This window comes from Pseudomonas extremorientalis (genome assembly GCF_001870465.1).
Lineage (GTDB): Bacteria > Pseudomonadota > Gammaproteobacteria > Pseudomonadales > Pseudomonadaceae > Aquipseudomonas > Aquipseudomonas extremorientalis.
The window spans coordinates 141,871-168,269 of record NZ_MDGK01000056.1 but is presented as its reverse complement, the minus strand read 5'-3'; the positions used below and the strand labels follow the sequence as shown (position 1 = coordinate 168,269).

Annotated in this window: 26 protein-coding genes; 15 read left to right on the top strand and 11 right to left on the bottom strand. The window is 61.3% G+C overall.

What is annotated here, in order from left to right; genetic code table 11:
• Positions 1 to 2: 2 nt before the first annotated feature.
• Both pncB and BFN10_RS23290 read right to left on the bottom strand, forming a co-directional pair.
• Positions 3 to 1,217, bottom strand: coding sequence for a nicotinate phosphoribosyltransferase (pncB, locus tag BFN10_RS23295; RefSeq protein ID WP_065900159.1), 1,215 nt, complete (start codon positions 1,215 to 1,217; stop codon positions 3 to 5).
• 159 nt (positions 1,218 to 1,376) lie between these two features.
• The gene (locus BFN10_RS23290; protein ID WP_071491656.1) at positions 1,377 to 2,267 is read right to left on the bottom strand and encodes a LysR family transcriptional regulator; all 891 of its coding nucleotides are present in this window, start codon (positions 2,265 to 2,267) and stop codon (positions 1,377 to 1,379) included.
• 153 nt (positions 2,268 to 2,420) lie between these two features.
• On the opposite strand from BFN10_RS23290, the gene amaB reads away from it, so the two are divergent.
• The 9 genes from amaB (at position 2,421) to BFN10_RS23245 (ending at position 13,254) form a co-directional block, all read left to right on the top strand.
• The gene (gene amaB / locus BFN10_RS23285; RefSeq protein WP_071491655.1) at positions 2,421 to 3,911 is read left to right on the top strand and encodes an L-piperidine-6-carboxylate dehydrogenase; all 1,491 of its coding nucleotides are present in this window, start codon (positions 2,421 to 2,423) and stop codon (positions 3,909 to 3,911) included.
• Positions 3,912 to 4,006: 95 nt separating this feature from the next.
• Positions 4,007 to 5,290, top strand: a complete 1,284-nt coding sequence (gene amaA, locus BFN10_RS23280) for an L-pipecolate oxidase (protein WP_071491654.1) — start codon at positions 4,007 to 4,009, stop codon at positions 5,288 to 5,290.
• Positions 5,291 to 5,664: 374 nt separating this feature from the next.
• Positions 5,665 to 6,801 carry a branched-chain amino acid ABC transporter substrate-binding protein gene (locus BFN10_RS23275; RefSeq protein ID WP_025999776.1) on the top strand — a complete coding sequence of 379 codons (1,137 nt, stop codon included), beginning with the start codon at positions 5,665 to 5,667 and terminating at the stop codon, positions 6,799 to 6,801.
• 139 nt (positions 6,802 to 6,940) lie between these two features.
• Positions 6,941 to 7,855 carry an ABC transporter permease subunit gene (locus BFN10_RS23270; protein WP_058423439.1) on the top strand — a complete coding sequence of 305 codons (915 nt, stop codon included), beginning with the start codon at positions 6,941 to 6,943 and terminating at the stop codon, positions 7,853 to 7,855.
• 2 nt (positions 7,856 to 7,857) lie between these two features.
• Entirely contained in the window at positions 7,858 to 9,135 is a 1,278-nt protein-coding gene (gene livM, locus BFN10_RS23265) for a high-affinity branched-chain amino acid ABC transporter permease LivM (RefSeq protein WP_071491653.1), read from the top strand.
• Positions 9,132 to 10,007, top strand: a complete 876-nt coding sequence (locus BFN10_RS23260; protein WP_071491652.1) for an ABC transporter ATP-binding protein — start codon at positions 9,132 to 9,134, stop codon at positions 10,005 to 10,007. Before livM ends, BFN10_RS23260 begins: the two co-directional genes overlap by 4 nt.
• On the top strand, positions 10,004 to 10,720 hold the full coding sequence (locus BFN10_RS23255; protein WP_071491651.1) for an ABC transporter ATP-binding protein: 717 nt from the start codon (positions 10,004 to 10,006) through the stop codon (positions 10,718 to 10,720). The genes BFN10_RS23260 and BFN10_RS23255 overlap by 4 nt, the downstream gene beginning before the upstream one ends.
• A 740-nt stretch (positions 10,721 to 11,460) precedes the next feature.
• Positions 11,461 to 12,225, top strand: coding sequence for an SDR family oxidoreductase (locus tag BFN10_RS23250; RefSeq protein WP_058423435.1), 765 nt, complete (start codon positions 11,461 to 11,463; stop codon positions 12,223 to 12,225).
• Between the two features lie 123 nt (positions 12,226 to 12,348).
• Positions 12,349 to 13,254, top strand: a complete 906-nt coding sequence (locus BFN10_RS23245; RefSeq protein ID WP_071491650.1) for a cation diffusion facilitator family transporter — start codon at positions 12,349 to 12,351, stop codon at positions 13,252 to 13,254.
• Here BFN10_RS23245 and BFN10_RS23240 read toward each other — a convergent pair.
• The 5 genes from BFN10_RS23240 to ureE form a co-directional block, all read right to left on the bottom strand.
• Complete coding sequence (locus BFN10_RS23240) at positions 13,226 to 14,344, bottom strand: AGE family epimerase/isomerase (RefSeq protein ID WP_071491649.1); 1,119 nt, start codon at positions 14,342 to 14,344, stop codon at positions 13,226 to 13,228. The two genes, BFN10_RS23245 and BFN10_RS23240, sit on opposite strands and share 29 nt — an antisense overlap.
• 146 nt (positions 14,345 to 14,490) lie before the next feature.
• Positions 14,491 to 15,063, bottom strand: a complete 573-nt coding sequence (locus BFN10_RS23235; RefSeq protein ID WP_071491648.1) for a HupE/UreJ family protein — start codon at positions 15,061 to 15,063, stop codon at positions 14,491 to 14,493.
• Between the two features lie 22 nt (positions 15,064 to 15,085).
• The gene (ureG, locus tag BFN10_RS23230; RefSeq protein WP_071491647.1) at positions 15,086 to 15,700 is read right to left on the bottom strand and encodes an urease accessory protein UreG; all 615 of its coding nucleotides are present in this window, start codon (positions 15,698 to 15,700) and stop codon (positions 15,086 to 15,088) included.
• Between the two features lie 12 nt (positions 15,701 to 15,712).
• Positions 15,713 to 16,387, bottom strand: coding sequence for an urease accessory protein UreF (locus BFN10_RS23225; RefSeq protein WP_071491646.1), 675 nt, complete (start codon positions 16,385 to 16,387; stop codon positions 15,713 to 15,715).
• Positions 16,384 to 16,884 carry an urease accessory protein UreE gene (gene ureE, locus BFN10_RS23220; RefSeq protein WP_071491645.1) on the bottom strand — a complete coding sequence of 167 codons (501 nt, stop codon included), beginning with the start codon at positions 16,882 to 16,884 and terminating at the stop codon, positions 16,384 to 16,386. Before ureE ends, BFN10_RS23225 begins: the two co-directional genes overlap by 4 nt.
• 275 nt (positions 16,885 to 17,159) lie before the next feature.
• On the opposite strand from ureE, the gene BFN10_RS23215 reads away from it, so the two are divergent.
• On the top strand, positions 17,160 to 17,657 hold the full coding sequence (locus BFN10_RS23215; protein WP_071491644.1) for a C40 family peptidase: 498 nt from the start codon (positions 17,160 to 17,162) through the stop codon (positions 17,655 to 17,657).
• A 5-nt stretch (positions 17,658 to 17,662) separates the two neighbouring features.
• Here BFN10_RS23215 and BFN10_RS23210 read toward each other — a convergent pair whose 3' ends face one another.
• Positions 17,663 to 18,295 (bottom strand): TetR family transcriptional regulator, encoded by a 633-nt coding sequence (locus tag BFN10_RS23210; RefSeq protein ID WP_058423535.1) that lies wholly within the window; start codon positions 18,293 to 18,295, stop codon positions 17,663 to 17,665.
• 151 nt (positions 18,296 to 18,446) lie between these two features.
• Positions 18,447 to 18,899, bottom strand: a complete 453-nt coding sequence (locus BFN10_RS23205) for a hypothetical protein (RefSeq protein WP_071491643.1) — start codon at positions 18,897 to 18,899, stop codon at positions 18,447 to 18,449.
• A gap of 359 nt (positions 18,900 to 19,258) precedes the next feature.
• On the opposite strand from BFN10_RS23205, the gene BFN10_RS23200 reads away from it, so the two are divergent.
• Positions 19,259 to 21,328, top strand: a complete 2,070-nt coding sequence (locus BFN10_RS23200) for an AsmA family protein (protein ID WP_071491642.1) — start codon at positions 19,259 to 19,261, stop codon at positions 21,326 to 21,328.
• 118 nt (positions 21,329 to 21,446) lie between these two features.
• On the opposite strand, the gene BFN10_RS23195 is transcribed toward BFN10_RS23200, so the two are convergent.
• Positions 21,447 to 21,977: a ferritin-like domain-containing protein gene (locus tag BFN10_RS23195; protein ID WP_010213553.1), complete on the bottom strand. Its 531-nt coding sequence runs from the start codon at positions 21,975 to 21,977 to the stop codon at positions 21,447 to 21,449.
• Between the two features lie 171 nt (positions 21,978 to 22,148).
• Between BFN10_RS23195 and BFN10_RS23190 the strand changes: the two genes are divergently transcribed.
• On the top strand, positions 22,149 to 23,039 hold the full coding sequence (locus BFN10_RS23190; RefSeq protein WP_071491641.1) for an esterase/lipase family protein: 891 nt from the start codon (positions 22,149 to 22,151) through the stop codon (positions 23,037 to 23,039).
• On the opposite strand, the gene BFN10_RS23185 is transcribed toward BFN10_RS23190, so the two are convergent.
• Positions 23,036 to 23,905 carry a DMT family transporter gene (locus tag BFN10_RS23185; protein WP_071491640.1) on the bottom strand — a complete coding sequence of 290 codons (870 nt, stop codon included), beginning with the start codon at positions 23,903 to 23,905 and terminating at the stop codon, positions 23,036 to 23,038. The two genes, BFN10_RS23190 and BFN10_RS23185, sit on opposite strands and share 4 nt — an antisense overlap.
• Before the next feature lie 97 nt (positions 23,906 to 24,002).
• Between BFN10_RS23185 and BFN10_RS23180 the strand changes: the two genes are divergently transcribed.
• The 3 genes from BFN10_RS23180 (at position 24,003) to BFN10_RS23170 (ending at position 26,383) form a co-directional block, all read left to right on the top strand.
• A complete protein-coding gene (locus BFN10_RS23180; RefSeq protein WP_071491639.1) occupies positions 24,003 to 24,791 on the top strand; it encodes an AraC family transcriptional regulator in 789 nt (262 codons plus the stop codon).
• Between the two features lie 71 nt (positions 24,792 to 24,862).
• Complete coding sequence (locus BFN10_RS23175) at positions 24,863 to 25,162, top strand: PsiF family protein (RefSeq protein ID WP_003171425.1); 300 nt, start codon at positions 24,863 to 24,865, stop codon at positions 25,160 to 25,162.
• 207 nt (positions 25,163 to 25,369) lie between these two features.
• Positions 25,370 to 26,383 (top strand): AI-2E family transporter, encoded by a 1,014-nt coding sequence (locus tag BFN10_RS23170; RefSeq protein WP_027607720.1) that lies wholly within the window; start codon positions 25,370 to 25,372, stop codon positions 26,381 to 26,383.
• The last annotated feature ends 16 nt before the right edge of the window (positions 26,384 to 26,399 follow it).

Here is a 26,399-nt window from a genome sequence, read left to right as displayed (position 1 = left end):
ATTCACTCCTTGCTGGATAGGGCAGGTACTTTGAAAACGTGACGCAAATAGGCGACGAAATTCGGGTCGGTGCAGTGGGTCTTGCCCGCTTCATCGGAGATCTTCGCGACGGGCTGGCCATTGCAGGCGGTCATTTTAAGCACGATGCTCATCGGCTCGACACCTGGAATGTCACAGGTCAGGTTGGTGCCGATGCCAAAGCTCACATTGATCCGACCACGCAGTGCGCGGAATATTTCCAGAGCCTTGGGCAGCGACAGACTGTCGGAGAACACCAGGGTCTTGCTCATCGGCTCGATGCCGAGCTTGTGGTAGTGGGCGATGGCTTTTTCCGCCCACTGCACCGGGTCGCCGGAGTCGTGGCGCAGGCCGTCGAACAGCTTGGCGAAGTACAAGTCGAAGTCGCCGAGGAACGCGTCGGTGGTGATGCAGTCGGTCAGGGCGATGCCCAGCAGGCCACGGTATTCGCGGACCCAGCAGTCCAGCGCGGCGATCTGGCTGTCGATCAGGCGTGGGCCGAGTTGCTGGTGGGCCATGATCCATTCGTGGGCCATGGTGCCCAGCGGCTTCATATCGAATTCGCGGGCCAGGTGCACGTTGCTGGTGCCGACAAAGCGCCCGGGGAAGTCATGCTTGAGCACACTGACCACTTCTTCCTGCACCCGGTACGAGAAGCGCCGGCGCGTGCCGAAGTCGGCCACCTGCAGCTCGGACAGCTCGTCGCTGCTGGCGTTGGCGGTCAGCCAGTCGAACTTGCGGTACAACTGCTCGCGGGCCTGTTCGAGGATCACCGTCTGGTAGCGGTAGCGGTTACGCACTTCGCTGACGATGGCCAGCATCGGCACTTCAAACAGAATCACATGCAGCCACGGCCCGCGCAGACGGATGAACAGCTCACCGTTCTCGATGCCGGTCTGCACGTAGCGCAGGTTGAAGCGGAACAGCCCGAGAAAGCGCAAAAAATCCGGCTTCATGAAGCTGATGCGCTCCAGGAAACCCAGTTGGTCGGGGCTCAGGCTCAGCTCGGCAAGACGTTCGATCTGGTAGCGGATCTCGGCCAGGTACGGGCGCAGGTCTTCGCTGTTACGGCAACGGAACTCCCATTCAACTTCCACGTTGGGGTAGTTGTGCAGCACCGCCTGCATCATGGTCAGCTTGTAGAAGTCGGTGTCGAGCAAGTTCTGCACGATGCGATCGGCAAACACACTCTCGCTCATAACGGGAATCTCCAGACGGGACGGCGATGGGCGCCGACCTTTACGCACATTAAGGAAGGGGGCTAGTGGCGCATAGACCTGTGGGGTTTTGCCAGTGATTTTTTCAGTGGGACCACTGACCTCATCGGGGGCTTGCCCCCGATGGCGGTATTCCAGGCACTAAATGACCTGTTCCATCATCCACTTCACAAAATCACGCACCTTGGGCACCTCCGCTGAATGCTCCGGGTAGGCCAGGTAATACGCGTCCTGGCTCGGCATCGCATGCTGCCAGGGGATCACCAGCTTGCCGTCGGCCAGTTCCTCTTCCACCAGGAAGCGCGGCAGCAAGGCCACGCCGCAGCCCACCTGCGCCGCCCGAATGCACATATAGAAGGTGTCAAAGCGCGGCCCATGGTAGCTGTGTTCGGTCTGGTAACCCTGGCTGGCGAACCAGTCATGCCAGCCCTGGGGCCGCGAGGCGTTTTGCAGCAGGACCAGGCCGCTCAGTTGCGTGGGGTCACTCAAAGGCTGCGCCGGCAGGCTTTCCGGCGCACACACCGGTACCAGCTCTTCGCTGAACAATTTCAGGCTCTCGGTACCGGGGCGTGAGCCCTGGCCGAAGTAGAAGGCCATGTCGGCCTTGCCTTGCAGCAGTTCGTCCGGCTCCTGCTCGTTGCACAGGTCCAGGTGGATCTGCGGGTGACGCAGGCGCCAGCCCTTGAGGCGCGGCACCAGCCAGCGCGCGCCGAAGGTGTAGGGCGTGGACACGCGCAATACTTCGGTCTCGCCGCCGTAGGACCGCAGGTAGTGGGTGGACATCTCCACCTGGGTGAGGATCTTGCGCACTTCCACCAGGTACAGGTCGCCTGCCGGAGTCATCTGCAAACGGCGGCGCACCCGGCGAAACAGCAGGTGTTGCAACAGTTCTTCCAACTGCGCCACCTGTTTGCTCACGGCGCTCTGGGTGAGGTTCAGCTCCTCGGCGGCGCGGGTAAAGCTCAGGTGGCGGGTGGCGGCTTCGAAGCACTGCAGGGCAGTGATCGAGGGCAAATGTCTTTTGTTCAGCACGGCACGCCTCTTTTTATTCTTTGCATGAATAAACGGAATGATATCTCGCCTAATCGTCGTTTGTTGGCAAGTCTTGGGCCAGCTACAAATAAGGCCTGGATCGCCGTGTGTGTGACGGTGCGAATTTTCTGTTTGAAATTGAAGGAGTGACCCATGGTTGCCGCATTGCTTGATCGTCTCGGGGTAAACCCGGCGTTGTACCAGTCGGGTAAACAACCTGTGCATTCGCCGATCGATGGCAGCCGTATCGGCAGTGTGCACTGGGAGGGCGCCGCCGAGGTGGAGCAGCAGGTCAGTCGCGCCGAGCATGCATTCGAGGCCTGGCGCAAAGTGCCGGCACCGCGCCGTGGCGAATTGGTGCGCCAGTTCGGTGATGTGTTGCGCGAATACAAGGCCGACCTGGGCGAGCTGGTGTCCTGGGAAGCCGGCAAGATCACCCAGGAAGGGCTGGGCGAAGTGCAGGAAATGATCGACATTTGCGACTTCGCCGTCGGCCTGTCGCGCCAGTTGTACGGCTTGACCATCGCCTCCGAGCGTCCGGGCCACCACATGCGTGAAACCTGGCACCCGCTGGGTGTGGTCGGCGTGATCAGTGCCTTCAACTTCCCGGTGGCGGTGTGGGCGTGGAACACCGCCCTGGCGCTGGTGTGCGGCAACGCGGTGATCTGGAAACCCTCGGAAAAGACCCCGCTCACCGCCCTGGCCTGCCAGGCACTGTTCGAGCGCGTGCTGAAAAAATTCGATGGTGCCCCGCAGTACCTGAGCCAAGTAATCATCGGTGGCCGTGACGCCGGTGCCGCGCTGGTGGACGACCCGCGTGTCGCCCTGATCAGCGCCACCGGCAGCACGCGCATGGGCCGCGAAGTGGCACCGAAAGTCGCCGCGCGCTTCGCCCGCAGCATCCTGGAACTTGGCGGCAACAACGCGATGATCCTCGGCCCAAGCGCCGACCTGGACATGGCCGTGCGCGCCATCCTGTTCAGCGCCGTTGGTACCGCCGGTCAGCGTTGCACCACACTGCGCCGCCTGATCGCCCATGAATCGGTCAAGGAAGAAATCGTCACTCGCCTCAAGGCGGCTTATTCCAAGGTGCGCATCGGCCACCCACTGGAAGGCAACCTGATCGGCCCGCTGATCGACAAGCATGGCTTCGACGCTATGCAGGACGCGCTGGAGCAGGCCCTGAGCGAAGGCGGCAAGGTGTTTGGCGGCAAGCGCCAGTTGGAAGACAAGTTCCCGAATGCCTACTACGTGTCACCGGCGATTGTGGAAATGCCCGAGCAAAGCGATGTGGTGTGCACCGAGACCTTCGCGCCGATTCTTTACGTGGTCGGCTACACCGACTTCGCCGAGGCCCTGCGCCTGAACAACGCCGTGCCGCAAGGCTTGTCGTCGTGCATCTTCACCACTAACGTGCGTGAAGCCGAGCAGTTCATGTCGGCGGTGGGCAGCGACTGCGGCATCGCCAACGTCAATATCGGCCCGAGCGGCGCGGAAATCGGCGGCGCGTTCGGTGGCGAGAAAGAGACCGGCGGCGGGCGCGAGTCGGGGTCGGACGCGTGGCGCGGGTACATGCGTCGCCAGACCAATACCGTGAACTACTCGCTGGAGTTGCCGCTGGCACAGGGCATCACGTTTGACTGATCCTGCTGGCCGGAATGGGATCAACATGTGGGAGGGGGCAAGCCCCCTCCCACATTGACCGAGCTGTTTGTTAGGTTTCATCACGGAGTCTGGCAATGCCATTACGCGAAACATGTTTGTGGGAACACCTCACCCCCAGCCGGCCGGATCGCGCTGGGCTCAACGGCGAGGTCAAGGTGGATGTGTGCGTGATCGGCGCCGGCATTACCGGTCTGTCGGCGGCCATTCATTTGCTGGAACAGGGTAAAAGCGTGGCCGTGCTGGAGGCGCATCGCACTGGCCATGGCGGTTCGGGGCGCAACGTGGGGCTGGTCAACGCCGGGATGTGGATCCCGCCGGACGAGATCGAAGCCGGTTTCGGCGAGGCGGTGGGCAGCCAGCTCAACCGCATGCTGGGCGCGGCCCCCTCGCTGGTGTTCAGCCTGATCGACAAATACAACATCGATTGCCAATTGCGCCGTGAAGGCACCTTGCACATGGCGCACAACGCCCGTGGCGAGGCGGATCTGCGCAGTCGTGAAGAACAATGGAAGCGTCGTGGCGCACCGGTGGAACTGCTCACCGGCCAGGCCTGCGAGCAGGCTACCGGTACCAAAAAGATTGCCGCCGCCTTGCTGGACCGGCGTGCCGGCACCCTGAACCCGATGGCTTACACCAGCGGCCTCGCCAATGCTGCCGCCGGGCTGGGCGGGCAGTTTTTCGATCATTCACCGGTTACTCAACTTGAGCGCCAAGGTGCGCACTGGTCGGTGCAGACCGCCCAGGGCTCAGTGCAGGCTGCACAGGTGGTCATCGCCTCCAACGCCTATACAGAAGGCGAATGGACCGAGCTGCGGCGCAACTTTTTCCCCGGTTACTACTACCAGGTCGCGTCGGCCCCGCTGACAGACGAAGCCGCCCAGCAGATTTTGCCCGGCGGCCAAGGCTCCTGGGATACGCGCCAGGTGCTGAGCAGCATCCGCCGCGATGCTGACGGTCGCTTGCTACTCGGCAGCCTGGGCAACGGCAACCAGAAACCTACCTGGTTCCTCAAGGCGTGGGCTGATCGGGTGCAGCAGCATTACTTCCCGTACCTCAAATCGGTGCAGTGGGAGTACACCTGGACCGGCTGCATCGCCTTCACCCCGGACCACTTGATGCGCCTGTTCGAGCCCGCTCCGGGCCTTGTGGCCGTAACGGGCTATAACGGTCGTGGCGTGACCACCGGCAGCGTGGTCGGCAAGGCGTTTGCCGACTACTTGTGTCACCAGAATCCCCAGGCTTTACCGATTCCCTTCGCGCCCATGCAACCGCTGTCCGGGGTAGGGCTGCGTAGTTGTCTGTATGAAGCAGGATTTTCGCTGTATCACGCCGGCCAATGCCTCAGGATCGTGATCTGATCAGCGAAATACCGCTCAAAAGCCTGCATTTTCTTAGCAGGCTACTAATCTGTATTGGTGCAAGTCGTAGCAATCACGCACTGTAAATGTGCAGTTCCGTTACGCAGGTTGTTACAGCTGTAGGAACTGTCGTTTATAGCTCTGGTTGCAGGTGCGACCCGTCGAGGTTGTACTTTTTCGGCCTGTCGGTTGCACCTCTGGGCGCTAGAGGGTTGCACGTCCTGGCGAACGGAGCCGAAACGCCTGCAATAACAATGACACCGTGTCTTTTTGAAGAATAAAAACCTAATGGCACGCGCTTTGCTCTGGGCTTTCAGTGAAAAGTTTGAACGCAAGTTGTCGTGCCAAAAATCAAAAATATCGGAGCACCACTCATGTCCCAGACGTTTTACAAGAAAGGTTTTCTGGCCCTCGCCGTTGCAGCGGCGCTGGGTGTTTCTACGTTTGTTCAAGCTGATGTGAAGATTGGCGTGGCGGGCCCGATGACGGGTGCCAACGCGGCTTTTGGTGAGCAGTACATGAAGGGGGCCCAGGCGGCAGCCGATGTGATCAACAAGGCCGGTGGCATCAACGGCGAGAAAATCGTGCTGGTGGCTGGCGACGACGCTTGCGAACCCAAGCAAGCCGTGGCCGTGGCCAACCGCCTGGCGGACCAGGACAAAGTGATCGGCGTGGTCGGCCACTTCTGTTCCTCCAACACCATCCCGGCGTCCGAGGTGTACGACGAAGCGGGCATCATCGCAATCACCCCTGGCTCCACCAACCCACAGGTGACTGAACGCGGCCTGGGCGCCATGTTCCGTATGTGCGGGCGTGACGACCAGCAAGGCATCGTGGCCGGCGACTACATCGTTGATGTGCTCAAGGGCAAGAAGGTCGCGGTCATCAACGACAAGGACACCTACGGCAAAGGCCTGGCCGACGCCACCGCTGCCCAGTTGACCAAGCGCGGCGTCAAGCCGGTGCTGGAAGAAGGCCTGACCCGTGGCGAGAAAGACTTCAGCGCCCTGGTCACCAAGATCCGCTCCACCGGTGCCGACGTCGTGTACTTCGGCGGCCTGCACCCGGAAGCCGGCCCACTGGTTCGCCAGATCCGTGAAGCGGGTCTGAAAGACGTGAAGTTCATGTCCGATGACGGCGTGGTCACCGACGAACTGGTTGCTACCGCGGGCGGTAAGCAATATGTCGACGGCGTGTACATGACCTTCGGCGCCGACCCGCGCCTGCTGCCGGACAGCAAGGCCGTAGTGGAAGAGTTCCGCAAAAACGGCACCGAGCCCGAAGGCTACACCCTGTACGCCTACGCGTCGGTCCAGGCCCTGGCCGCCGGCTTCAACGGCGCCAAGTCCAACAAGGGCGAAGACGCCGCCAAGTGGCTCAAGGCTCACCCGGTGAAAACCGTCATGGGCGAAAAAGCCTGGGACTCCAAGGGCGACCTGAAAATCTCCGACTACGTGGTTTACCAGTGGGATAAAGACGGCAAATACCACCAGCTGGAAAAACAGAAGTAATCCAGAACACCACAGCTCCAATGTGGGAGGGGGCTTGCCCCCTCCCACAGGAGATCGTGTTGTTATCAATATCTGTCTTTTCCTCCAGAAGCGCCGCGCACCTCCCGGTGTGCAGGTGCTCACCGCGTGAGATTGCGTTATGGATGGTATTTTCCTGCAGCAACTGGTCAACGGCCTGACCCTCGGGTCGGTCTATGGCCTGATCGCCATCGGCTACACAATGGTCTATGGCATCATTGGCATGATCAACTTCGCCCACGGCGAGGTTTATATGATTTCCGCTTACCTCGCGGCGATCAGTCTGGCACTGCTGGCTTACTTCGGCATCGAATCCTTCCCGCTGCTCATTCTCGGCACCTTGATCTTCACCGTGGTCGTCACTGGCGTGTACGGTTGGGTCATCGAGCGTGTCGCCTACAAACCGCTGCGCAACTCCACCCGACTGGCACCGCTGATCAGCGCCATCGGCATCTCCCTGATCCTGCAGAACTATGCGCAGATCGCTCAGGGCGCCAAGCAACAAGGCATTCCCACCCTGCTGGCAGGCGCCTGGCGCGTCGATTTCGGCACAGGGTTCGTCCAGCTCACCTACACCAAGGTCTTCATCCTCGTGGCGGCGTTCGCCGGCATGGCGTTGCTCACCTACGTGATCAAGTACACCAAGCTCGGCCGCATGTGCCGCGCCACCCAGCAAGACCGCAAGATGGCGTCGATCCTCGGCATCAACACCGACCGGGTGATCTCCTACGTGTTCGTCATCGGCGCCGCCATGGCGGCATTGGCCGGCGTGCTCATCACCCTCAACTACGGCACCTTCGACTTCTATGCCGGCTTCATCATCGGCATCAAGGCGTTCACCGCGGCGGTACTCGGCGGCATCGGCTCCCTGCCTGGGGCGATGCTGGGCGGGATCATCCTTGGTATCTCCGAGTCGCTGTTCTCGGGGTTGATCAACTCTGACTACAAAGACGTGTTCAGTTTCTCCCTGCTGGTGGTGATTCTGATTTTCCGTCCCCAGGGCCTGCTTGGTCGCCCACTCGTGGCGAAGGTGTAAACATGTCTGCTGCCAAATCAATCGATATCAAGAAAAGTGTGGTCGATACGATCCTTGCCGGGCTGATTTCGCTGATCGTGTTCGGTCCGATCGTCGGCGTCGTACTCGACGGCTACAGCTTCAACCTGGAACCGGCCCGCGTGGGCCTGCTGGTGGCCATCGTGATGGTCGGCCGCTTTGCCATGAGCCTGTTCCTGCAAACCCCCAAGGGCCTGAAGATCCTGCAGGGCTTCGAGAGCAGTGGTTCCGGGGTGCACGTGCTGCCACCGGACTACAAGTCGCGGCTGCGCTGGATCATCCCGGTGCTGATCGTGATCGCCATCGTGTTCCCGATCTTCGCCAACAAGTACCTGTTGACCGTGGTGATCCTCGGGCTGATCTACGTATTGCTGGGCCTCGGCCTCAATATCGTGGTGGGCCTGGCCGGCCTGCTCGACCTGGGTTACGTGGCGTTCTACGCCATCGGCGCCTATGGCCTGGCATTGGGTTATCAATACCTCGGCCTGGGCTTCTGGACCGTGCTGCCATTGGCGGCCATCGCCGCGGCGCTGGCGGGGTGCATACTCGGGTTCCCGGTGTTGCGAATGCACGGTGACTATTTGGCCATCGTGACCCTGGGCTTCGGTGAAATCATCCGGTTGGTGCTCAATAACTGGCTGTCGTTTACCGGCGGCCCGAATGGCATGCCGGTGCCTTCGCCGACCTTCCTCGGCCTCGAGTTCGGCAAGCGCGCGAAGGATGGCGGGGTTCCCTTCCATGAGTTCTTTGGCATCGACTACAACCCCAACATCAAATTCCTGTTCATCTACATCGTGCTGTTCCTGGTAGTGCTGGCCGTGCTGTACATCAAGCACCGCCTGACCCGCATGCCGGTCGGCCGCGCCTGGGAAGCCCTGCGCGAAGATGAAATCGCCTGCCGTTCCATGGGCCTGAACCATGTGCTGGTCAAGCTCTCGGCATTCACTATCGGTGCATCGACGGCCGGTTTGGCCGGGGTGTTCTTTGCCAGCTATCAGGGCTTCGTCAACCCGTCGTCTTTCACCTTCTTCGAATCGGCGCTGATCCTGGCCATCGTGGTGTTGGGCGGCATGGGGTCGACGGTGGGCGTGGTGATCGCGGCCTTTGTATTGACCGTTGCACCTGAGTTGCTGCGCAGCTTCTCCGAATACCGCGTGCTGCTGTTTGGCGTGTTGATGGTGGTGATGATGATCTGGCGACCGCGAGGCCTGATCCGCATCAGCCGTACCGGTGTGACACCACGCAAGGGGGTAGCGCCATGAGCAAGGAAGTCGTGCTCTGCGTGGAGCATTTGATGATGCACTTCGGTGGCATCAAGGCCTTGAGCGATGTGAGCCTCAAGGTCGAACGCAACTCGATCTTCGCCCTGATCGGGCCCAACGGCGCCGGCAAGACCACGGTGTTCAACTGCCTCACCGGTTTCTACAAGGCCAGCGGCGGCAAGATCGAACTGAACATACGTGGCAAGCAGACCAATGTGATCCAGTTGCTCGGCGAGCGGTTTCAGCCGACCGACTTCGTGTCACCGAAAAGCTTCCTCAGTCGCCTGTACTACAAGATGTTCGGCGGAACGCATCTGGTGAACCGTGCGGGTCTGGCGCGGACGTTCCAGAACATCCGCCTGTTCAAGGAAATGTCGGTACTGGAAAACCTGCTGGTGGCCCAGCACATGTGGGTCAACCGCAATATGCTGGCAGGTATCCTCAACACCAAGGGCTACCGCAAGGCTGAAAGCGACGCCCTCGACCACGCCTTCTATTGGCTGGAAGTGGTGGACCTGGTGGACTGCGCCAACCGCCTGGCCGGTGAACTCTCCTACGGCCAGCAGCGCCGCCTGGAAATCGCCCGCGCCATGTGCACCCGCCCGCAGATCATCTGCCTGGACGAACCCGCTGCGGGCCTCAACCCCCAGGAAACCGAAGCCCTCAGCGCGATGATTCGCCTGTTGCGCGACGAACACGACCTCACGGTGGTGCTGATCGAACACGACATGGGCATGGTGATGAGTATTTCCGACCACATCGTGGTACTGGACCACGGCAACGTGATCGCCGAGGGCGGGCCGGACGCGATCCGCAACGACCCGAAAGTGATTGCCGCCTACCTGGGCGCTGACGAAGAGGAGCTGGTATGAGTGCACCTATCCTCGAAATGAAGGACCTGGACGTGTATTACGGCCCGATCCAGGCCCTGAAGAAAGTCTCGCTGCACATCAACGAAGGCGAAACCGTCAGCCTGATCGGCTCCAACGGTGCGGGCAAGTCCACGCTGCTGATGTCGATCTTCGGCCAGCCACGGGCCGAGTCGGGACAGATCCTCTACAACGGCGTCGACATTACCCACAAGTCGTCCCACTACATCGCCTCCAACGGCATTGCGCAGTCGCCGGAAGGGCGGCGGGTGTTCCCCGACATGACCGTCGAGGAAAACCTGCTGATGGGCACCATCCCGATTGGCGACAAGTATGCCTTTGATGACATGCAGCGCATGTTCGAGCTGTTCCCACGGCTCAAGGAACGGCGTACCCAGCGTGCCATGACCATGTCCGGTGGCGAGCAGCAGATGCTCGCCATTGCCCGGGCACTGATGAGCCGTCCGAAGTTGTTGCTGCTGGACGAGCCGAGCCTGGGCCTGGCGCCGATCGTGGTAAAGCAGATCTTCTCGACCCTGCGCGAGCTGGCGGCCACCGGGATGACCATCTTCCTGGTGGAGCAGAACGCCAACCATGCACTGCGCTTGTCGGACCGGGCGTATGTGATGGTCAACGGCGAGATCCGCCTGACCGGCACTGGCAAGGAATTGCTGGTGAACGAGGAAGTGCGCAACGCCTACCTCGGCGGTCACTGATCCAACGGATAACGCAGGCCCCTTGTGGGAGGGGGCAAGCCCCTCCCACATCAAGCCGACCCACATTTGTTTTTGTGGTATGAACAGGGTTGCAGCCAAATTGTGGAAAACAAATCCAGCCCCCCTCCAAAGCGCGACATATAGCCGCCGCAAATCTCTGGTTTGTCACAGTTTTGACTTGTCCCCATCCGCTGTGGAACCGGCTGTGGGTAACGTGGGAGTAGCTGGCTGAAAGCCAACAAACACGCGGCTTGTAGCGCGGTGATTGTTTTTTGATCAGCGGGTTTTTAGGAACCGCCCGAGCCCGTTGTCAACCTGTTTAAAGACACAGGTATATGACTGGAATATGTCCCGGCAGCCTGTGGATAAGTCTGTGACTAAACTCTGGAAAGACCGCCGCAGAGGCCGGAATGACTGGCCTGGAGCCATCGTTCTGGTTTGCCGTTCGTGAAAGGGCCTACATACGCACCGGCGAAGGTCAAGCAAAAAACTTTCTAAAACCGCCTGCAACCCTTGTGTATAGAGGCCTGAGGCATTTTGCACTTGCCCCCAAAGACTGTGGGCGCAGTTGTGGATAACCTGCGCGCATATGGCTGTAAGCCACGGCCTGTAAGGCTTTGCGTTCAGTGGTTAAAAAGTGATCAGGCATGTGTCAACTTGTGTGCCCAGTAGTTGCCGCCATCGCGGCGTACGGGCATTCTGCTGGCTGTTTTTTTCCCGATGCCCGCAAGGAGAACACCATGTCCGACACGCTGTTTATTACTGGCGCAACCTCAGGTTTCGGCGAAGCCTGTGCTCGTCGTTTTGCCGAAGCCGGCTGGAAACTGGTGCTCACCGGCCGTCGCGCCGACCGCCTGAATGCGTTGGTCGAAGAGCTTTCCAAGCAGACCGAAGTGCATGGCCTGGTCGTGGACGTGCGTGACCGCAAGGGCATGGAAGACGCCATCGCCAACCTGCCGCCGTCGTTTGCCACGCTGCGCGGGCTGATCAACAACGCTGGCCTGGCCGTGGGCACCGACCCTGCGCCCAAGTGCAATCTCGACGATTGGGAAACCATGGTCGACACCAACATCAAGGGCCTGCTCACCACCACCAGCCTGCTGCTGCCGCGCCTGATCGCCCATGGCCGTGGTGCGGGCATCATCAACCTCGGCTCCATCGCCGGCAGCTACCCGTACCCGGGCAGCCATGTGTACGGCGGCTCCAAGGCGTTCGTTAAGCAGTTCTCGCTGAACCTGCGTTGCGACCTGCAAGGTACCGGCGTGCGCGTGACCAACATCGAGCCGGGCCTATGTGAGAGCGAGTTCTCGCTGGTGCGCTTTGGCGGCGACCAGGCGCGGTATGACGCGACCTACGCGGGCGCCGAGCCGATCCAGCCGCAGGACATTGCTGACACGATTTTCTGGGTGATGAACACACCGGCGCATGTGAACATCAACCGCCTGGAGCTGATGCCGGTGAGCCAGACCTGGGCGGGGTTTGCGATTGAGCGTGGGGCCAAGTAAGGCTTAAAAACGATTCGACTTGCCCCCGATAGCGTCAGATCGGCCAAAACAGGCCATAAGGTACACTCACCTCCTGAAAACCCCTCCGCACTCTGCGGATTCAAGGTTTTGACGGGAGGAAATGTGAGTAACCGAGGTGAGCAGGCACTGCTCAAACAATCGACCATCCTGATGTTCGCTGTAGCGATCGCCGGGATTGTCACGGGTGTGGTATCCGGCGCCCAGTCCATTCTGTTCGACGGCTTTTTCTCGCTGATCGCCACCGCCATCAAGGTGTTGATGCTGATCACGGCCAAGCTGATCGCCAAGAAAAGCAACGAGCGTTTCCAGTTCGGCTATTGGCACCTGGAGCCCATGGTGCTGCTGATCGAAGGCAGCTTCCTGTTGCTGATCGCCATCTACGCGTTCCTCAACGGTGTGTTCGGCATTATCAATGGCGGGCGTGAGATCGAGCTGGGGCTGGTGATCATCTATGCGGCGGTGTTTACCGTCGTCGAGTTCGCCTATTTTTTCTACGTGCGCTACCGCAATCGAACGCTGAAATCATCGCTGATCCAGTTCGACAACATCAGTTGGCTGGTGGACGCGATGCTCTCGGTGGGCCTGCTGATCAGCTTTCTGGCGGCCCTGTTGCTCAAGTCCCAGGGCTATGGCGAGTGGGCGGTGTATGTCGACCCGTTGATCCTGATCCTGCTGGCCCTGAGCATGCTGGCGCCGGCGTTCAAGATTTTGCGCCCGGCGTTGCGCGAGGTGCTGGGGATTGCGCCGGACCACCTGGACGACAAGGTGCGCGAGGTCATGGACGCGGCCCGGGCCAAACATGGTTTCGATGACTACGTGTCCTACGTGCAAAAGCATGGGCGCGCACGGTTTATCGAGATTCATGTGGTGTTGCCGGCGGATTACCCGGTGGATAACGTCGCGACCCTGGATGGGCTGCGCGAAGAGATATCCACAGGGCTTGGCACGCCGGATGCGGCGCGCTGGCTGACGATCAGCTTTACCGGAGATCGCAAGTGGATTGCATGAGGCCCTGGTAACAGGTGGCCAGGTGGTACGGCGTGGTCGACGGCATATCCCGTCGGCTCACCGCGCCCTGGGCATCCAGGCATTCATGCCAGCCTTTTGCATGCAGGAAGTGTTGTTGCAGCGCCAGCAACTGGCGCTGCAACCGCGCTTCGCTGTCCGGTCGCAAGGTCAGTGCCCGCAGGTACTCGGCCTGGGCCCAGATGCGTTGGGTGCCGTCGCGCACCGTGCCATCCAACGCCAACATGCCACTGACGGCGCCGCTCGCGTTATCCACACCCTTTTCTTCGGCGTAGGCAAACGCCCGTGTCAGGGAGGCGTGCAACGGCGTACCGCGCAGTAACTCAGATGACTCCAGCAAGAAAAACCATTCGAACTGGTGCCCCGGCTCAAACCAGTTATCCACAGCACCCAGCGGTTTTTCCATCATTACGCCGTGGTGGCGGTCGATGAAGCGCTGCTGCAGGGCGTTGGCCAGGTCCAGCAGCGCGTCTTGGGTGATGGCGTCTTCGCGCACGGCCAGCGTGGCGAGGAAGCCTTCGGCGAGGTGCATCAGCGGGTTTTGCAGGGGGCCGGACTTGAGGGACGCCCAATTGCGCTCCAGCACCGCTTCGTACAGGCCGTCGCCTGTGGAAAACCGTTCGGCGACCACGGCCAGGGCGGCATTGAGCACCGATTCCACCAGCGGCTCGCGCACCTTGGCCCAGTAATGGGCGCAGGCGAAGATGATGAAGGCGTGGGTGTACAGGTCTTTGCGCTTGTCCAGCGGTCGGCCGGCGGGGTCGATGCTGTAGAACCAGCCGCCGTGTTCGGCGTCGTGGAAGTGCCGTTGCAGCGAGCGGAACAACGCCGCCGCACGTTCTTCGGCAAAGGCCGCGCCGGGCTCGCCGATCAGGCTGGCGAACAGGTACAACTGCCGGGCGCAGGCCATGGCGCGGTAGCGTTGCGGGGGTAATGGCCGGTGGTCGGCGTCCAGTGCCTCATACGGCAATGCCAGTTCGGCATTCCAGCCCGGGCCTTGCCAGAGCGGCACGATCAGGCTGTGGAAGTGCGTGAGCACGGTGTTCAAGGAGGGTTGGAAAGCGCTGGGCATTGGCTGGCGTCGTCACGGCAGGGGTGTAGGCGCGCATGGTAGCAGGCTTGGGTTCTGTGGTGTCTGGTCTAGCGCTATCGGGGCAGGCCCCCTCCCCAAAGGTGGGAGGGGGCTTGCCCCTATGAGGCCGTCAAATACGCCGCAAATCAGCCTGCCAACAGCCAGACCCCGGTCGCCGCCGAAGCCGCCCCTGCAACCCGTACCAGCGGCGCCGCCGCAGCCGGCAGCAAGCGCACCACCGCGTAACCGGCAGCATGCAGCACCGCCGTTGCACCGACAAAACCAGCCGCATACGCCCAAGGGCTGGACATGTCCGGCAGCTCCAAGCCATGGGCCACGCCATGGAACAGCGCGAACAACGCCGTCGCGCCGACCGCCACGAACAGCGGCGGACGCACCGCCAGCGCGACCGCCAGACCCAGGGCCAGCACCGACGCGGCAATCCCGCTTTCCAGCGCCGGCAACTCCAGGCCTTCAAAACCCAGCACGCCGCCAATCAGCATGGTGCCCACGAAAGTGCACGGCAGTGCCCAGCGCGCGGCGCCTTTTTGTTGGGCGGCCCACAAGCCGACGGCGACCATGGCCAATAAGTGATCGATGCCGCTCAGGGGATGGCTGATGCCGGCCACCAGGCCGTTGTCGCCGTGGCCCGGGTGGGCGAAGGCCAGCGCAGGGGCCAGCAGCAGGGCGGCGGCGGTCAGCAGTTTCTTGAGGTTCATGGACAGGTTCCTTATGGGTTGATCAGGCGGCGGTCAGCAGGCCTTGGCGTTCGATGAAGGCGACGATGTCATCCAGGCCGACGCCGGTTTTCTGGTTGCTGAACACAAAGGGTTTACCGTTGCGCATGCGGGTGGTGTCGCTGTTCATCAGCTCCAGCGAGGCACCGACCAGCGGGGCCAGGTCGATCTTGTTGATCACCAGCAGGTCGGACTTGCAGATGCCCGGCCCACCCTTGCGTGGCAGCTTGTCGCCGGCGGACACGTCGATCACGTAGATGGTCAGGTCCGACAGTTCCGGGCTGAACGTAGCCGACAGGTTGTCGCCGCCGGATTCCACCAGGATCAGGTCCAGGCCGGGGAAGCGGCGATTGAGCTGGTCCACGGCTTCCAGGTTGATCGAGGCGTCTTCGCGGATCGCCGTATGCGGGCAGCCGCCGGTTTCCACGCCGATGATGCGTTCCGGCGCCAGGGCCTGGTTGCGCACCAGGAAGTCGGCGTCTTCGCGGGTGTAGATGTCGTTGGTGACCACCGCCAGGTTGTAGCGATCGCGCAGCGCCAGGCACAGGGCCAGGGTCAGGGCGGTCTTGCCGGAGCCCACCGGGCCGCCGATGCCGACGCGTAGAGGTTGTGCGTTCATGTGTGTTGTCTCCTAGGAACGGAACAGGCGGCTGTACTGGCGCTCGTGGGCCATGCACGCCAGGGACAGGCCAAACGCGGCGCTGCCGAGATGATCAGGGTCGATGTGGTTGGCGTCCTGCTGGGCTTGTTGCAACAGCGGCAGCAGTTCGCTGGTCAGGCGTTGGGCGGCTTGCTGGCCCAGTGGCAGGGTTTTCATCAGCACCGCCAATTGGTTTTCCAGCCAGCTCCACAGCCACGCGGCGAGGGCATCGGCGGGGCTGATGTGCCAGGCGCGGGCGGCCAGGGCCCAGCCCAGGGCGAGGTGAGGTTCGGTGCACTGTTGAAGAAAGGTGCGGGCCGCGTCGTCCAACTCGGGCAGGCCATTGAGCAGTTGTTGCAGGGAGTAGCCCATCTGCCGGCTTTCCTGATACAGCTCGCGTGTCTCACGGCTGGCGCGGTGTTCCTCACACAACTGTGCCAGGCGCGACCAATCCGCCGCCTGGGCGGCCTGGCAATGGGCGAGCAGCAACGGCGCCTCGAAACGCGCGAGGTTGAGCAGCAACTGGTCGCTGATCCAGCGGCGTGCACTGGCCGCATCGTTGACGCGACCGTTCTCGACAGCCATTTCCAGGCCCTGTGAATAGCTGTATCCGCCAATCGGCAATTGCGGACTGGCCAGACGCAGCAGCGCCCAGGCTGGGTTCATAGACGCACGCCGAACTGATGCAGCTTGGGCGGGTAATTGAAGTCTTCATCGCCATGGCGCGAATGATGATGGCCGCCGCCATAGGCACCATGCTCCGGTTGAAACGGCGCTTCGATGGTTTGCGTTTGCGCACCCAACTGTTCGAGCATGGCCTTGAGCACGTAGTCGTCGAGCAGGCGCAACCAGCCGTCACCTACTTGTAACGCGACGTGGCGATTGCCCAGGTGATAGGCCGCACGGGTCAGTTCGAATGCACTGCTGCAGGTCACGTGTAAGAGGTGTTCAGGCCGGGCGCGCACACGTACGACGCGTCCGTCTTCAGCCTGCAGGAATTCGCCATCGTGCAACGGAGGCTGGCCGCGCTCCAGAAAAAGGCCTACGTCTTCACCGTCGGCACTGAAACAGCGCAGGCGGCTTTTGCTGCGAGCTTCGAAGTTCAGCAGCAACTCGGCGGCCCAGAGGGCTTGGGGGGCGATTCGGCGGTGGATCACCAGCATCAGGAAGCTTCCAGCTATGAGCGATGCAACAGCTAGAGCAAGGGGCTTGCCAACCTCACTGGGGTGTAGGAAATGCCTGTAGGTGTGTGGGTGGCGCCACTAAATAGGGCGAAAAGACTCGGCTGAATTGCGCCAAAATGGTGCGAAGTGTTGCCTGTTGCACTGTGATGGGTGTTTTCAGATTTTCCCTACAGGGTCAAAGGAATTGGCGTTCATCAAGTTACCTGCGAGATCTTTAGTCTGTGCGCCGTGTTTAATCCACTGCGACGTTCATCATGTTCAAGTCACTTTGTTACCTGTTTATAGTCAGCCTGACTTTTATGCTGTCCTCGGCCTCCGCCAACCTGCAGCCTAACGCCTCTTTCTCCGCTTCACTGAAAGAAGCATCCATCGATGACGTGATCGACCGCGCCCACGAACTGCTGGGCACGCCGTACAAATGGGGCGGCACCTCGGCGGACCAGGGCTTCGATTGCAGCAGTTTCCTGGTCTATCTGTTCAAGACCCAAGCCAATATCCAGCTACCCCGTACGACGGTCGCGATGCACCGCTCCACGGCCCCGACCATCAAGCGCAATGCGCTCAAGCCCGGCGATGCGGTGTTTTTCAAGGGCAACGGGCGCGGCCAGGTCAGCCATGTGGGCCTGTATATCGGCGAGGGCAAATTTATTCATTCGCCGCGTACCGGCAAGAGCATCCGCATCGATTCATTGAGCAACAACTACTGGAACAGGAACTACACCACGGCCAAGCGCTTCCACTCAGCGGGATGACGGCGTTACTCGGTGCTGCCCAGGCCTTGCCAGTGTTTCAAACCGATAAAGATAAAGCGCAATTGCTGGGTGATTTTTGCCTGGGGCGTGAGGTGGTCAGGCAGGGCCTGGGCCGGCGGGTCGATGATATCGGGCAGCGTAGCGAATACACTTTTAACGATCAGGTCGGCCATCACGTGCAAACCTTCGGCATCCAGATGCTGCAGCTTGGGCATCAGCGTCAGGTCGGCTGCCAGGTCGCGGGTGATGTCTTCGCGCAAGGCGCCGATCGCTTGGCGCACCGCCAGGCAGCCACCGTATTGTTCACGGGCCAGGAACAGGAATTGCGAACGGTTGGCTGAGACCACATCCAGGAAGATCCGCACGGAGGCATCGATAATGCCGCCCATCACGAACTCGTTGTGGCGCACCAGGCGGATCGTGGCGCGGAAGGTCTGGCCCACCTCGCTGACCAGGACGAGCCCAAGCTGGTCCATATCGGCAAAATGACGGTAGAAACCGGTGGGCACGATGCCGGCCGTCTTCGCCACTTCGCGCAGGCTCAGGCTGCCAAACCCACGGCCACACTCCATCAGATGGCGGGCTGCGTCCATCAGGGCGAGGCGTGTCTGTTGCTTCTGTTCGGCGCGGGGCAGCATTGGCGAGCGGGCTTTGTCGGCAAGTACAGCGACGCACTCTAGCAAAACAGTTCTGTTGGCGTCGAACTTGGCAGGGGAAGGGCGTGCCGCGATCTACAGGAAAGCAAAAGCCCGATCGACAGATCGGGCTTTTTTTTCGGCCACCACGGGGTTAGCTCTGTGCTTGATGCAGTTCTTGCAGACGGTCAGCACCGCCTTCGGCAATACCCTGGGTGTAGGCACGTTCATTGGCTTGTTCAGCACCACCTTCAACCAGGCCTTTCTGTTCAAGGCGATCACGGCCACCTTCGGCAACAGCATTGCGTTCCAGCAGACGATCGGCGCCACCTTCAACCAGACCTTTCTGTTCCAGGCGGTTGCGACCGTTTTCGGTCAGGCCTTCGGTGTAGGCGCGTTTGTTGGCTTGTTCCGAGCCATTCTCAGCAACGGCGCCTTTGGCGTAGTCACGGTTCTCTTCTTCTTGCGAACCGCTGCGAGCGACGGTCTGGCTGAAATGAGCGGCGTCGGCTTTGACTTGTGGGGTGGCCTGTTCGGCGGCTGGCAGGGCAAAAGCACTGGAAGCCAGGATGGATAACAGGACGGTAGCGAGTACTTGACGTTTCATGATGGGTTGCTCCTTGGGAGGGCGATAAAGTGGGTACAGGGCTAATGCTACTCTCGATAAGTCGATATAAAAGTTCATAAACACAATGGTAATAATCAACAGAATTGATTGTTCTGGTCGGAGGCTCTAGGACGGGCCTCTCAAGCACGCGGTTTTGCACCGGTGTGGGTATTTTCGACACGCGCATGGGTAACAATGGTGCGGCGGCGCAGGTGGAATCTGTCGAGTCGGTCAGGAAATGAGCTTTTTCCTGGCAAATCGGCGATTGGGTTAAACCCCGCTGCGGTTTGCCAGTCGTAGTCCTATAAGCTGTCCTTAAAGGCTGTCATCCGGCCAGTCGTATTCAGGAGTCCTGTGCAATGACGCGCACGCGTAAAATCGCCGCTTGGAGCTGCGCCAGCTTCGTTCTGTTAATCGCCATAGTGGTATTGGTCCTGGTGTTCTTTGATTGGAACCGCATCAAGCCCCCCCTCAATGCCAAGGTCTCCGAAGAATTGCATCGACCGTTTGCCATCAATGGCAACCTGGCGGTGGTGTGGGCGCGCGAGCCCGATGAAGGCGGCTGGCGCGCCTGGGTGCCGTGGCCCCATGTGATTGCCGAAGACCTGACCCTGGGCAACCCTGACTGGTCGAAAAACCCGCAGATGGTCACCCTCAAGAAGGTGGAACTGCGCATTTCGCCCCTGGCGTTGCTGGTGCAGCGTGTAGTGATCCCGCGCATCGACCTCACTGAGCCCAGCGCGCAATTGCAGCGCCTGGCCGACGGTCGCGCCAACTGGACCTTCACGTTCGACCCCAAGGACCCCAACGCCGAGCCCTCCAACTGGGTGGTGGATATCGGCGCCATCGGCTTCGACAAAGGCCACGTGACCCTCGACGACCAGACCCTCAAGTCTCAACTGGATGTGATCATCGATCCGTTGGGCAAACCCATTCCCTTCGGCGAAATCGTCGGCGACGCGGATGCCAAGAAAGCCCTGGAAAAAGGCTCGGCCCCTCAGGACTATGCATTCGGCCTCAAGGTCAAAGGCCAGTACCACGGCCAGAAACTCGACGGCAGCGGCAAGATCGGCGGCCTGCTGGCCTTGCAGGACGCGGCCAAGCCGTTCCCTCTGCAAGCCCAGGTCAAGATTGCCGACACCAGCATCGCCCTGGCCGGCACCCTCACGGACCCACTGAATCTGGGCGCCCTCGACCTGCGCCTGAAACTCGCCGGTTCCAGCCTGGGCAACCTGTACCCGCTGACCGGCGTGACCCTGCCGGATTCACCGGCCTATTCCACCGATGGCCACCTGATCGCCAAGCTGCACGAGCCCACCGGTGCCTCGTTCAGCTATGAAAACTTCAACGGCAAGATCGGCAACAGCGACATCCACGGCAGCCTCGCCTACTTCGCCAGCCAGCCACGGCCCAAGCTCAGTGGCACGCTGGTGTCCAACCAACTGCTGATGACCGACCTCGCGCCCCTGATCGGCGCCGACTCCAACGCCAAGCAAAAAGCCCGTGGTGGCGACAGCAAGCAACCGGCGACCAAAGTGTTGCCGGTGGAAGAATTCCGCACCGAGCGCTGGCGCGTGATGGATGCCGATGTGGAATTCACCGGCAAACGCATCGTGCACAGTGCCGATCTGCCGTTCACCGATCTCTACACCCACCTAGTGCTGAATGACGGCGAACTGAGCCTCGAACCCCTGCGTTTCGGCGTGGCCGGCGGCAAGCTGGATGCGCAGATTCGCCTGAATGGCCGCACCACGCCGATGGAAGGCCGCGCCAAACTCACTGCGCGCAACTTCAAGCTCAAACAACTGTTCCCGACCTTCGAACCGATGAAGACCAGCTTCGGTGAACTCAATGGCGATGCCGATATTTCCGGGCGCGGCAACTCGGTGGCGGCATTGCTGGGCACTTCCAACGGTGACCTGAAGATGCTCATCAACGACGGCGCGATCAGCCGTGGCCTGATGGAAATCGCCGGGCTCAATGTGGGCAACTACGTGGTCGGCCGCCTGTTCGGCGATAAAGAAGTGAAGATCAACTGTGCCGCGGCGGACTTCGGCATCAAGACCGGCCTGGCGACCACACGTCTGTTCGTGTTCGATACCGAGAACGCTATCGTCTACATCGATGGCACGGCGAACATGGCCACGGAGCAATTGGATCTCACCATTACGCCGGAATCGAAAGGCTTCCGCCTGTTCTCCCTGCGTTCACCGCTGTATGTGAATGGGCCGTTCATCAAGCCGAATGCGGGTGTGAAGGCCATTCCGTTGGCACTGCGTGGCGCAGGCATGGTGGCGCTGGGGGTCATCGCCGGACCGGCTGCCGGGTTGCTGGCGCTGGTTGCCCCGAGTGGCGGGGAACCGAACGAGTGCGCGCCGCTGCTGCAACAGATGAAAGAAGGCAAGGCGCCAAAAACCGTGAAAGGCTAACTGCAAATGTGGGAGGGGGCTTGCCCCCGATGGCGGCATATCAGTCGATATCTCAATTGACTGATCCACCGCTATCGGGGGCAAGCCCCCTCCCACATGGGTATTGCGTTCTGCCGGGTTACAGGCTTTCGAGAATATCCGCCATGTCGTCGGCATGCTCTTCTTCCTGCGCGAGGATCTCTTCGAACAGGCGGCGGGTGGTTGGGTCCTTATCACCGATGTACTGGATGATTTCGCGGTAGCTGTCCACGGCAATCCGTTCGGCGACCAGGTCTTCGTAGACCATCTCCTTGAGGTCCTTGCCGGCCACGTATTGCGCATGGGAGTTCTTCGACAGCAGGTCCGGGTTGAACTCCGGCTCGCCGCCCAACTGCACGATGCGTTCGGCGAGTTTGTCGGCGTGTTCGGCTTCCTGGGTGGCGTGTTCGAGGAATTCCTGCGCAGCGACGGCGGCCTTGATGCCGCTGGCCATGAAGTAATGACGCTTGTAGCGCAACACGCAGACCAGCTCGGTGGCCAGCGACGCGTTGAGCAGGCGGATGATTTCTTCGCGGTCGGCGTCATAGCCCTCGGTCACGGCACCGTTTTCGACGTTCTGGCGGGCGCGGCTGCGCAGGGTCGCAACGTCAGTCAAGTTTGCTTCGGTCATCTCTATCTCCTGGGGCTAATCCGGTTTTGCGCCACGCTCTGCCGGCGTGATCGCTCCAAGTTGTGAGTCCTGGGAGGAGCAAAAAGTTTTATTGGATTTACCGGCAACGTCACAAGCCCGACTTGAGGCTGGGCTAGGCTGGATGGATCGGATTGAGAGGATGCCCGGTTCATGCCGCAGTCGTTGGCCACGCGTTACCCCCTGGTGTTGGTACCCGGCATGCTCGGTTTCGTGCGCCTGGGCTGGTTCCCTTACTGGTACGGCATCGTCCCGGCATTGCGGGCGGGCGGGGCGCAGGTGTTTCCCGTGCAGGTGGCGCCGCTGGATTCCAGTGAGGTGCGTGGCGAGCAACTGTTGCTGCAGATCGAACGCATTCGCCGCGAAACCGGTGCCGACAAGGTCAACCTGATCGGCCACAGCCAGGGCTCGCTCACTGCGCGGTATGCGGCGGCCAAGCGCCCTGAGTGGGTCGCCTCGGTGACCTCCGTGGCAGGCCCCAATCATGGCTCGGAGCTGGCGGACCATATCCACCTGCATTACCCCGCTGACGGCGTGAAGGGCCGAATCATGAGCGCGCTGTTTCACCTGGCCGCCTGGGTGATGGGCGTGCTGGAAACCGGCTATCGCGGGCCACGCTTCAAGGCAGATTTGCAGGCGTCCCATCACTCACTGACCAGTGCCGGCGTGGCGTTGTTCAACCAGCAATACCCGCAGGGGTTGCCGCAGACCTGGGGCGGGCAGGGTGCCGAAGAGGTCAACGGCGTGCGCTATTACTCGTGGTCCGGCACCTTGCAGCCGGGCATCACTGACCGTGGCCGCAACCTGTTCGACGGCACGAACCGCAGTTGCCGTTTGTTCGCCCGCAGCTTCGTGCGGGAAAAAGGCCAGTGCGACGGCATGGTCGGGCGCTATAGCTCACACCTGGGGTTGGTGATCGGTGATGACTACGCTCTGGACCACTTCGATATCGTCAACCAGTCCCTGGGCCTGGTGGGCAAGGGCGCGGAGCCGATCCGGCTATTTGTCGAGCATGCCCGGCGCTTGAAGGCGGCCGGGGTTTAACGCACTGGGGTGGTCCAGCGCTCCGACAAGATCACCCCGCCCAAGGTCAGCAGGCCGCCCACCAGGTGGTACGGCGCCAGTTCTTCTTTCAACACCACGGCGGCGATCAGCGCGGTGATCAACGGCAGCAGGTTGAAAAACAACGTGGTGCGGCTCGGGCCCAGGGTTTTCACCGAGTGCATCCAGGCCAGCGGTGCCAGCATCGAAGCCAACAGGCATGCATACAACACCAGCGGAATGTTGGCCCAGCCCAGGCCGGCCTTGGCCGAGAACAGGAACAGCGGAAACAGCACCACCACCGCCACCAGCACCTGAAGATACAGCAGCACCAGCGGGGGCAGGCGCAGTTGCCATTTCTTCAGCAGGGTGCTGTAGACCGCATAGGCCAGGGTGGCGACCAGCATCATGCCGTCACCCAGGTTGACCCCATGTTGCAGCAGTGCGCCGAGGCTGCCGGCGGAGACCACCACGACCACGCCGGCGAATGACAGCACCGCACCGGTCAGCGCGCCGTAGGTCAGGCGTTGGCCGAGGCTGATGATCGCCGCCGCCAGCGCCATCAACGGCATCAGGGACAGGATGATGCCCATGTTGGTCGCCGTGGTGAGCGACGCGGCGTAGTAGGCCAGGCTCTGGTACACCGCCATGCCCAGCACACCAAGGATGAACACTTTGCCCAGGTTCGGGCGGATCTGCGCCCAGTGGGCAATCACCGGCTTGAGCATGAATGGCGTAAACAGCAGTGCCGCCAGCAGCCAGCGATAGAAGCCAATCTCCGCCGGGAAGATCGAACCCACGGCCAGTTTGTTGACGACGGTGTTGCCGGCCCAGATAAAAATGGCCAGCAAGGGATAAGCGTATTGCATCGAAAGGAGCTCGGTGTATAGGTGAGGCAGGATTATCCATTGTCTGGATCGAAGCCTATACTGCGATCCAGACAACCCACCGCTGTATCCAGACAACATGGCCAAGCACAACGTACGCCTCCAGGATTTCCCCCAACTGCCGAGTCCGGTGTATTTCCGCTATTCGGATTTCGCCCCCGACACCGAGTGCACGCCGCACCAGCATTTCTGGGGTTCGCTGGATTACTCCGCCAGTGGCGTGATGCGCATGGAAGTGGCCGGCAGCCGCTTCATGTCACCGCCGCAGTACGCCGTGTGGGTGCCGCCGCATACCGAGCACAGTTCCTATAACGCCGAGGCAATTGTCTACCACTCGGTGGGGCTGGCCCCGGAACTCTGCGAGCAATTGCCCCGGCAGCCGTGCACCCTGGCCATCAGCGATATCCTCAAGGCCATCCTCAATGACTTCGCCCAGCGCGACGTGAACATGCCGCAGACCGAGTCCGACGTCCGCCTGGCCCAGGTGCTGGTGGACCAACTCAAGCAGGCGCCGATCCACGAGTGCTTCCTGCCCTACGCCCGTCACCCAGGGCTGCTCGGCGTACTGGAAGGCATGCAGGCTGATCCCGGCGACAACCGGCCGCTGGCGCACTGGGCCGAACAGGTGCACGTGAGCGAGCGCACCCTGGCACGTCAGTTCATACGGGAGCTGGGCATGAGCTTCGGCGAATGGCGCCAGCGCCTGCGTTACCTGGCCGCCATCGAGGCTCTCGACAGCGAGCGCAGCGTGCAACATGTGGCGTTTGACCTGGGCTACAGCACCGCCTCGGCGTTTATCGCCATGTTCCAGCGCCAGGCGGGATGTACCCCCGAGCAGTACCGGCGTGCCCATATTCGTAGTCGGTGAAGATGTAACAGGCTTTGACTACACTGCTCGGTAGGCCGTGCCCGTCGGCGCGGTAACAGGGAGAAAACTCCATGAAGATGCTGCGTATTCCGCTGTTGATGATGGGCTTGCTGTTGTGTTCCCAAGGCTTTGCCGCCACCGCCCAGCAAAACAAAATGACCACCTGCAACGCCGAAGCCACCACCAAGACGCTCAAGGGCGACGAGCGCAAGGCGTTCATGAAGACCTGCCTGTCCGCCCCGGCGGCCAATGATGCCAAGACCCTGACACCGCAGCAGCAGAAGATGAAGGATTGCAATGCGTCGGCGAAAACCAAGGCGCTGGCCGGCGATGCGCGTAAAACCTTTATGAGCACCTGTCTCAAAGGCTGATCACTCTTTCGCGAACGCCGCAGATCAACGGTGGGAGCCGGGCTTGCCCGCGATACAGGCGCCTTGCTCTGTCTGCTACACCGCGGCGAGGCCATCGCGGGCAAGCCCGGCTCCCACACTTGATCGCATTCATAACCGACCCACTCGCTTGATTCCCTCAAGGCTGGCAGACTGCCCATCCTTTAACGCCGTTCGTTTTGAGGCTGTATGCCAACGTTTTCTCAGCGTCACGTGCTATTGCTGGCCAGCTACATCATCATTTTTGGCGGGTTGCTGCTGGTGCTGCCGCTCAAATTGCTGCCCAGCCTGCTGGCCGGCCTGTTGGTCTATGAACTGGTCAACATGCTCACCCCTCAACTGCAACGGCTGATCGAAGGCCGGCGTGCGCGCTGGCTGGCGGTGGCGTTGCTGGGCACCCTGATCGTCAGCGTGCTGGCGCTGATCTTTGCCGGCGCCATCAGCTTCCTGCTCCACGAAGCGGAAAACCCCGGGGCGTCCCTCGATAAATTCATGGGTGTGGTCGACCGCGCGCGCGGCCAGTTGCCGCCGTTCCTCGACGCCTACCTGCCCGCCAGCGCTGCCGAGTTCCGCGTGGCCATCGGTGACTGGCTGAGCAAGCACCTCAGTGAACTGCAACTGGTGGGCAAAGACGCCGCCCACATGTTCGTCACCTTGCTGATCGGCATGGTGCTCGGCGCGATCATCGCCCTGCAGCGCGTGCCCGACCTGACCAAACGCAAACCCCTGGCCGCCGCGCTGTTCGACCGCCTGCACTTGCTGGTCCAGGCGTTTCGCAACATTGTCTTCGCCCAGATCAAGATCGCCGCGCTCAACACCGCCTTCACCGCCGTGTTCCTCGCCGTGGTACTGCCGCTGTGTGGTATCCACCTGCCGCTGACCAAGACCCTGATCGTGCTGACCTTCCTGCTCGGCCTGCTGCCGGTGATCGGCAACCTGATGTCCAACACCCTGATCACCATCGTCGCGCTGTCGCTGTCGATCTGGGTGGCGGTGGCGGCGTTGGGTTACCTGATCGTGATCCACAAGGTCGAGTACTTCCTCAACGCGCGGATCGTGGGCGGGCAGATCAGTGCCAAGTCGTGGGAGTTGCTGTTGGCGATGCTGGTGTTTGAGGCCGCGTTTGGCTTGCCGGGGGTGGTCGCAGGGCCGATTTACTACGCGTATTTGAAGAGTGAGCTGAAGCTCGGTGGGATGGTTTAGGCCTTGTATTGGCCGG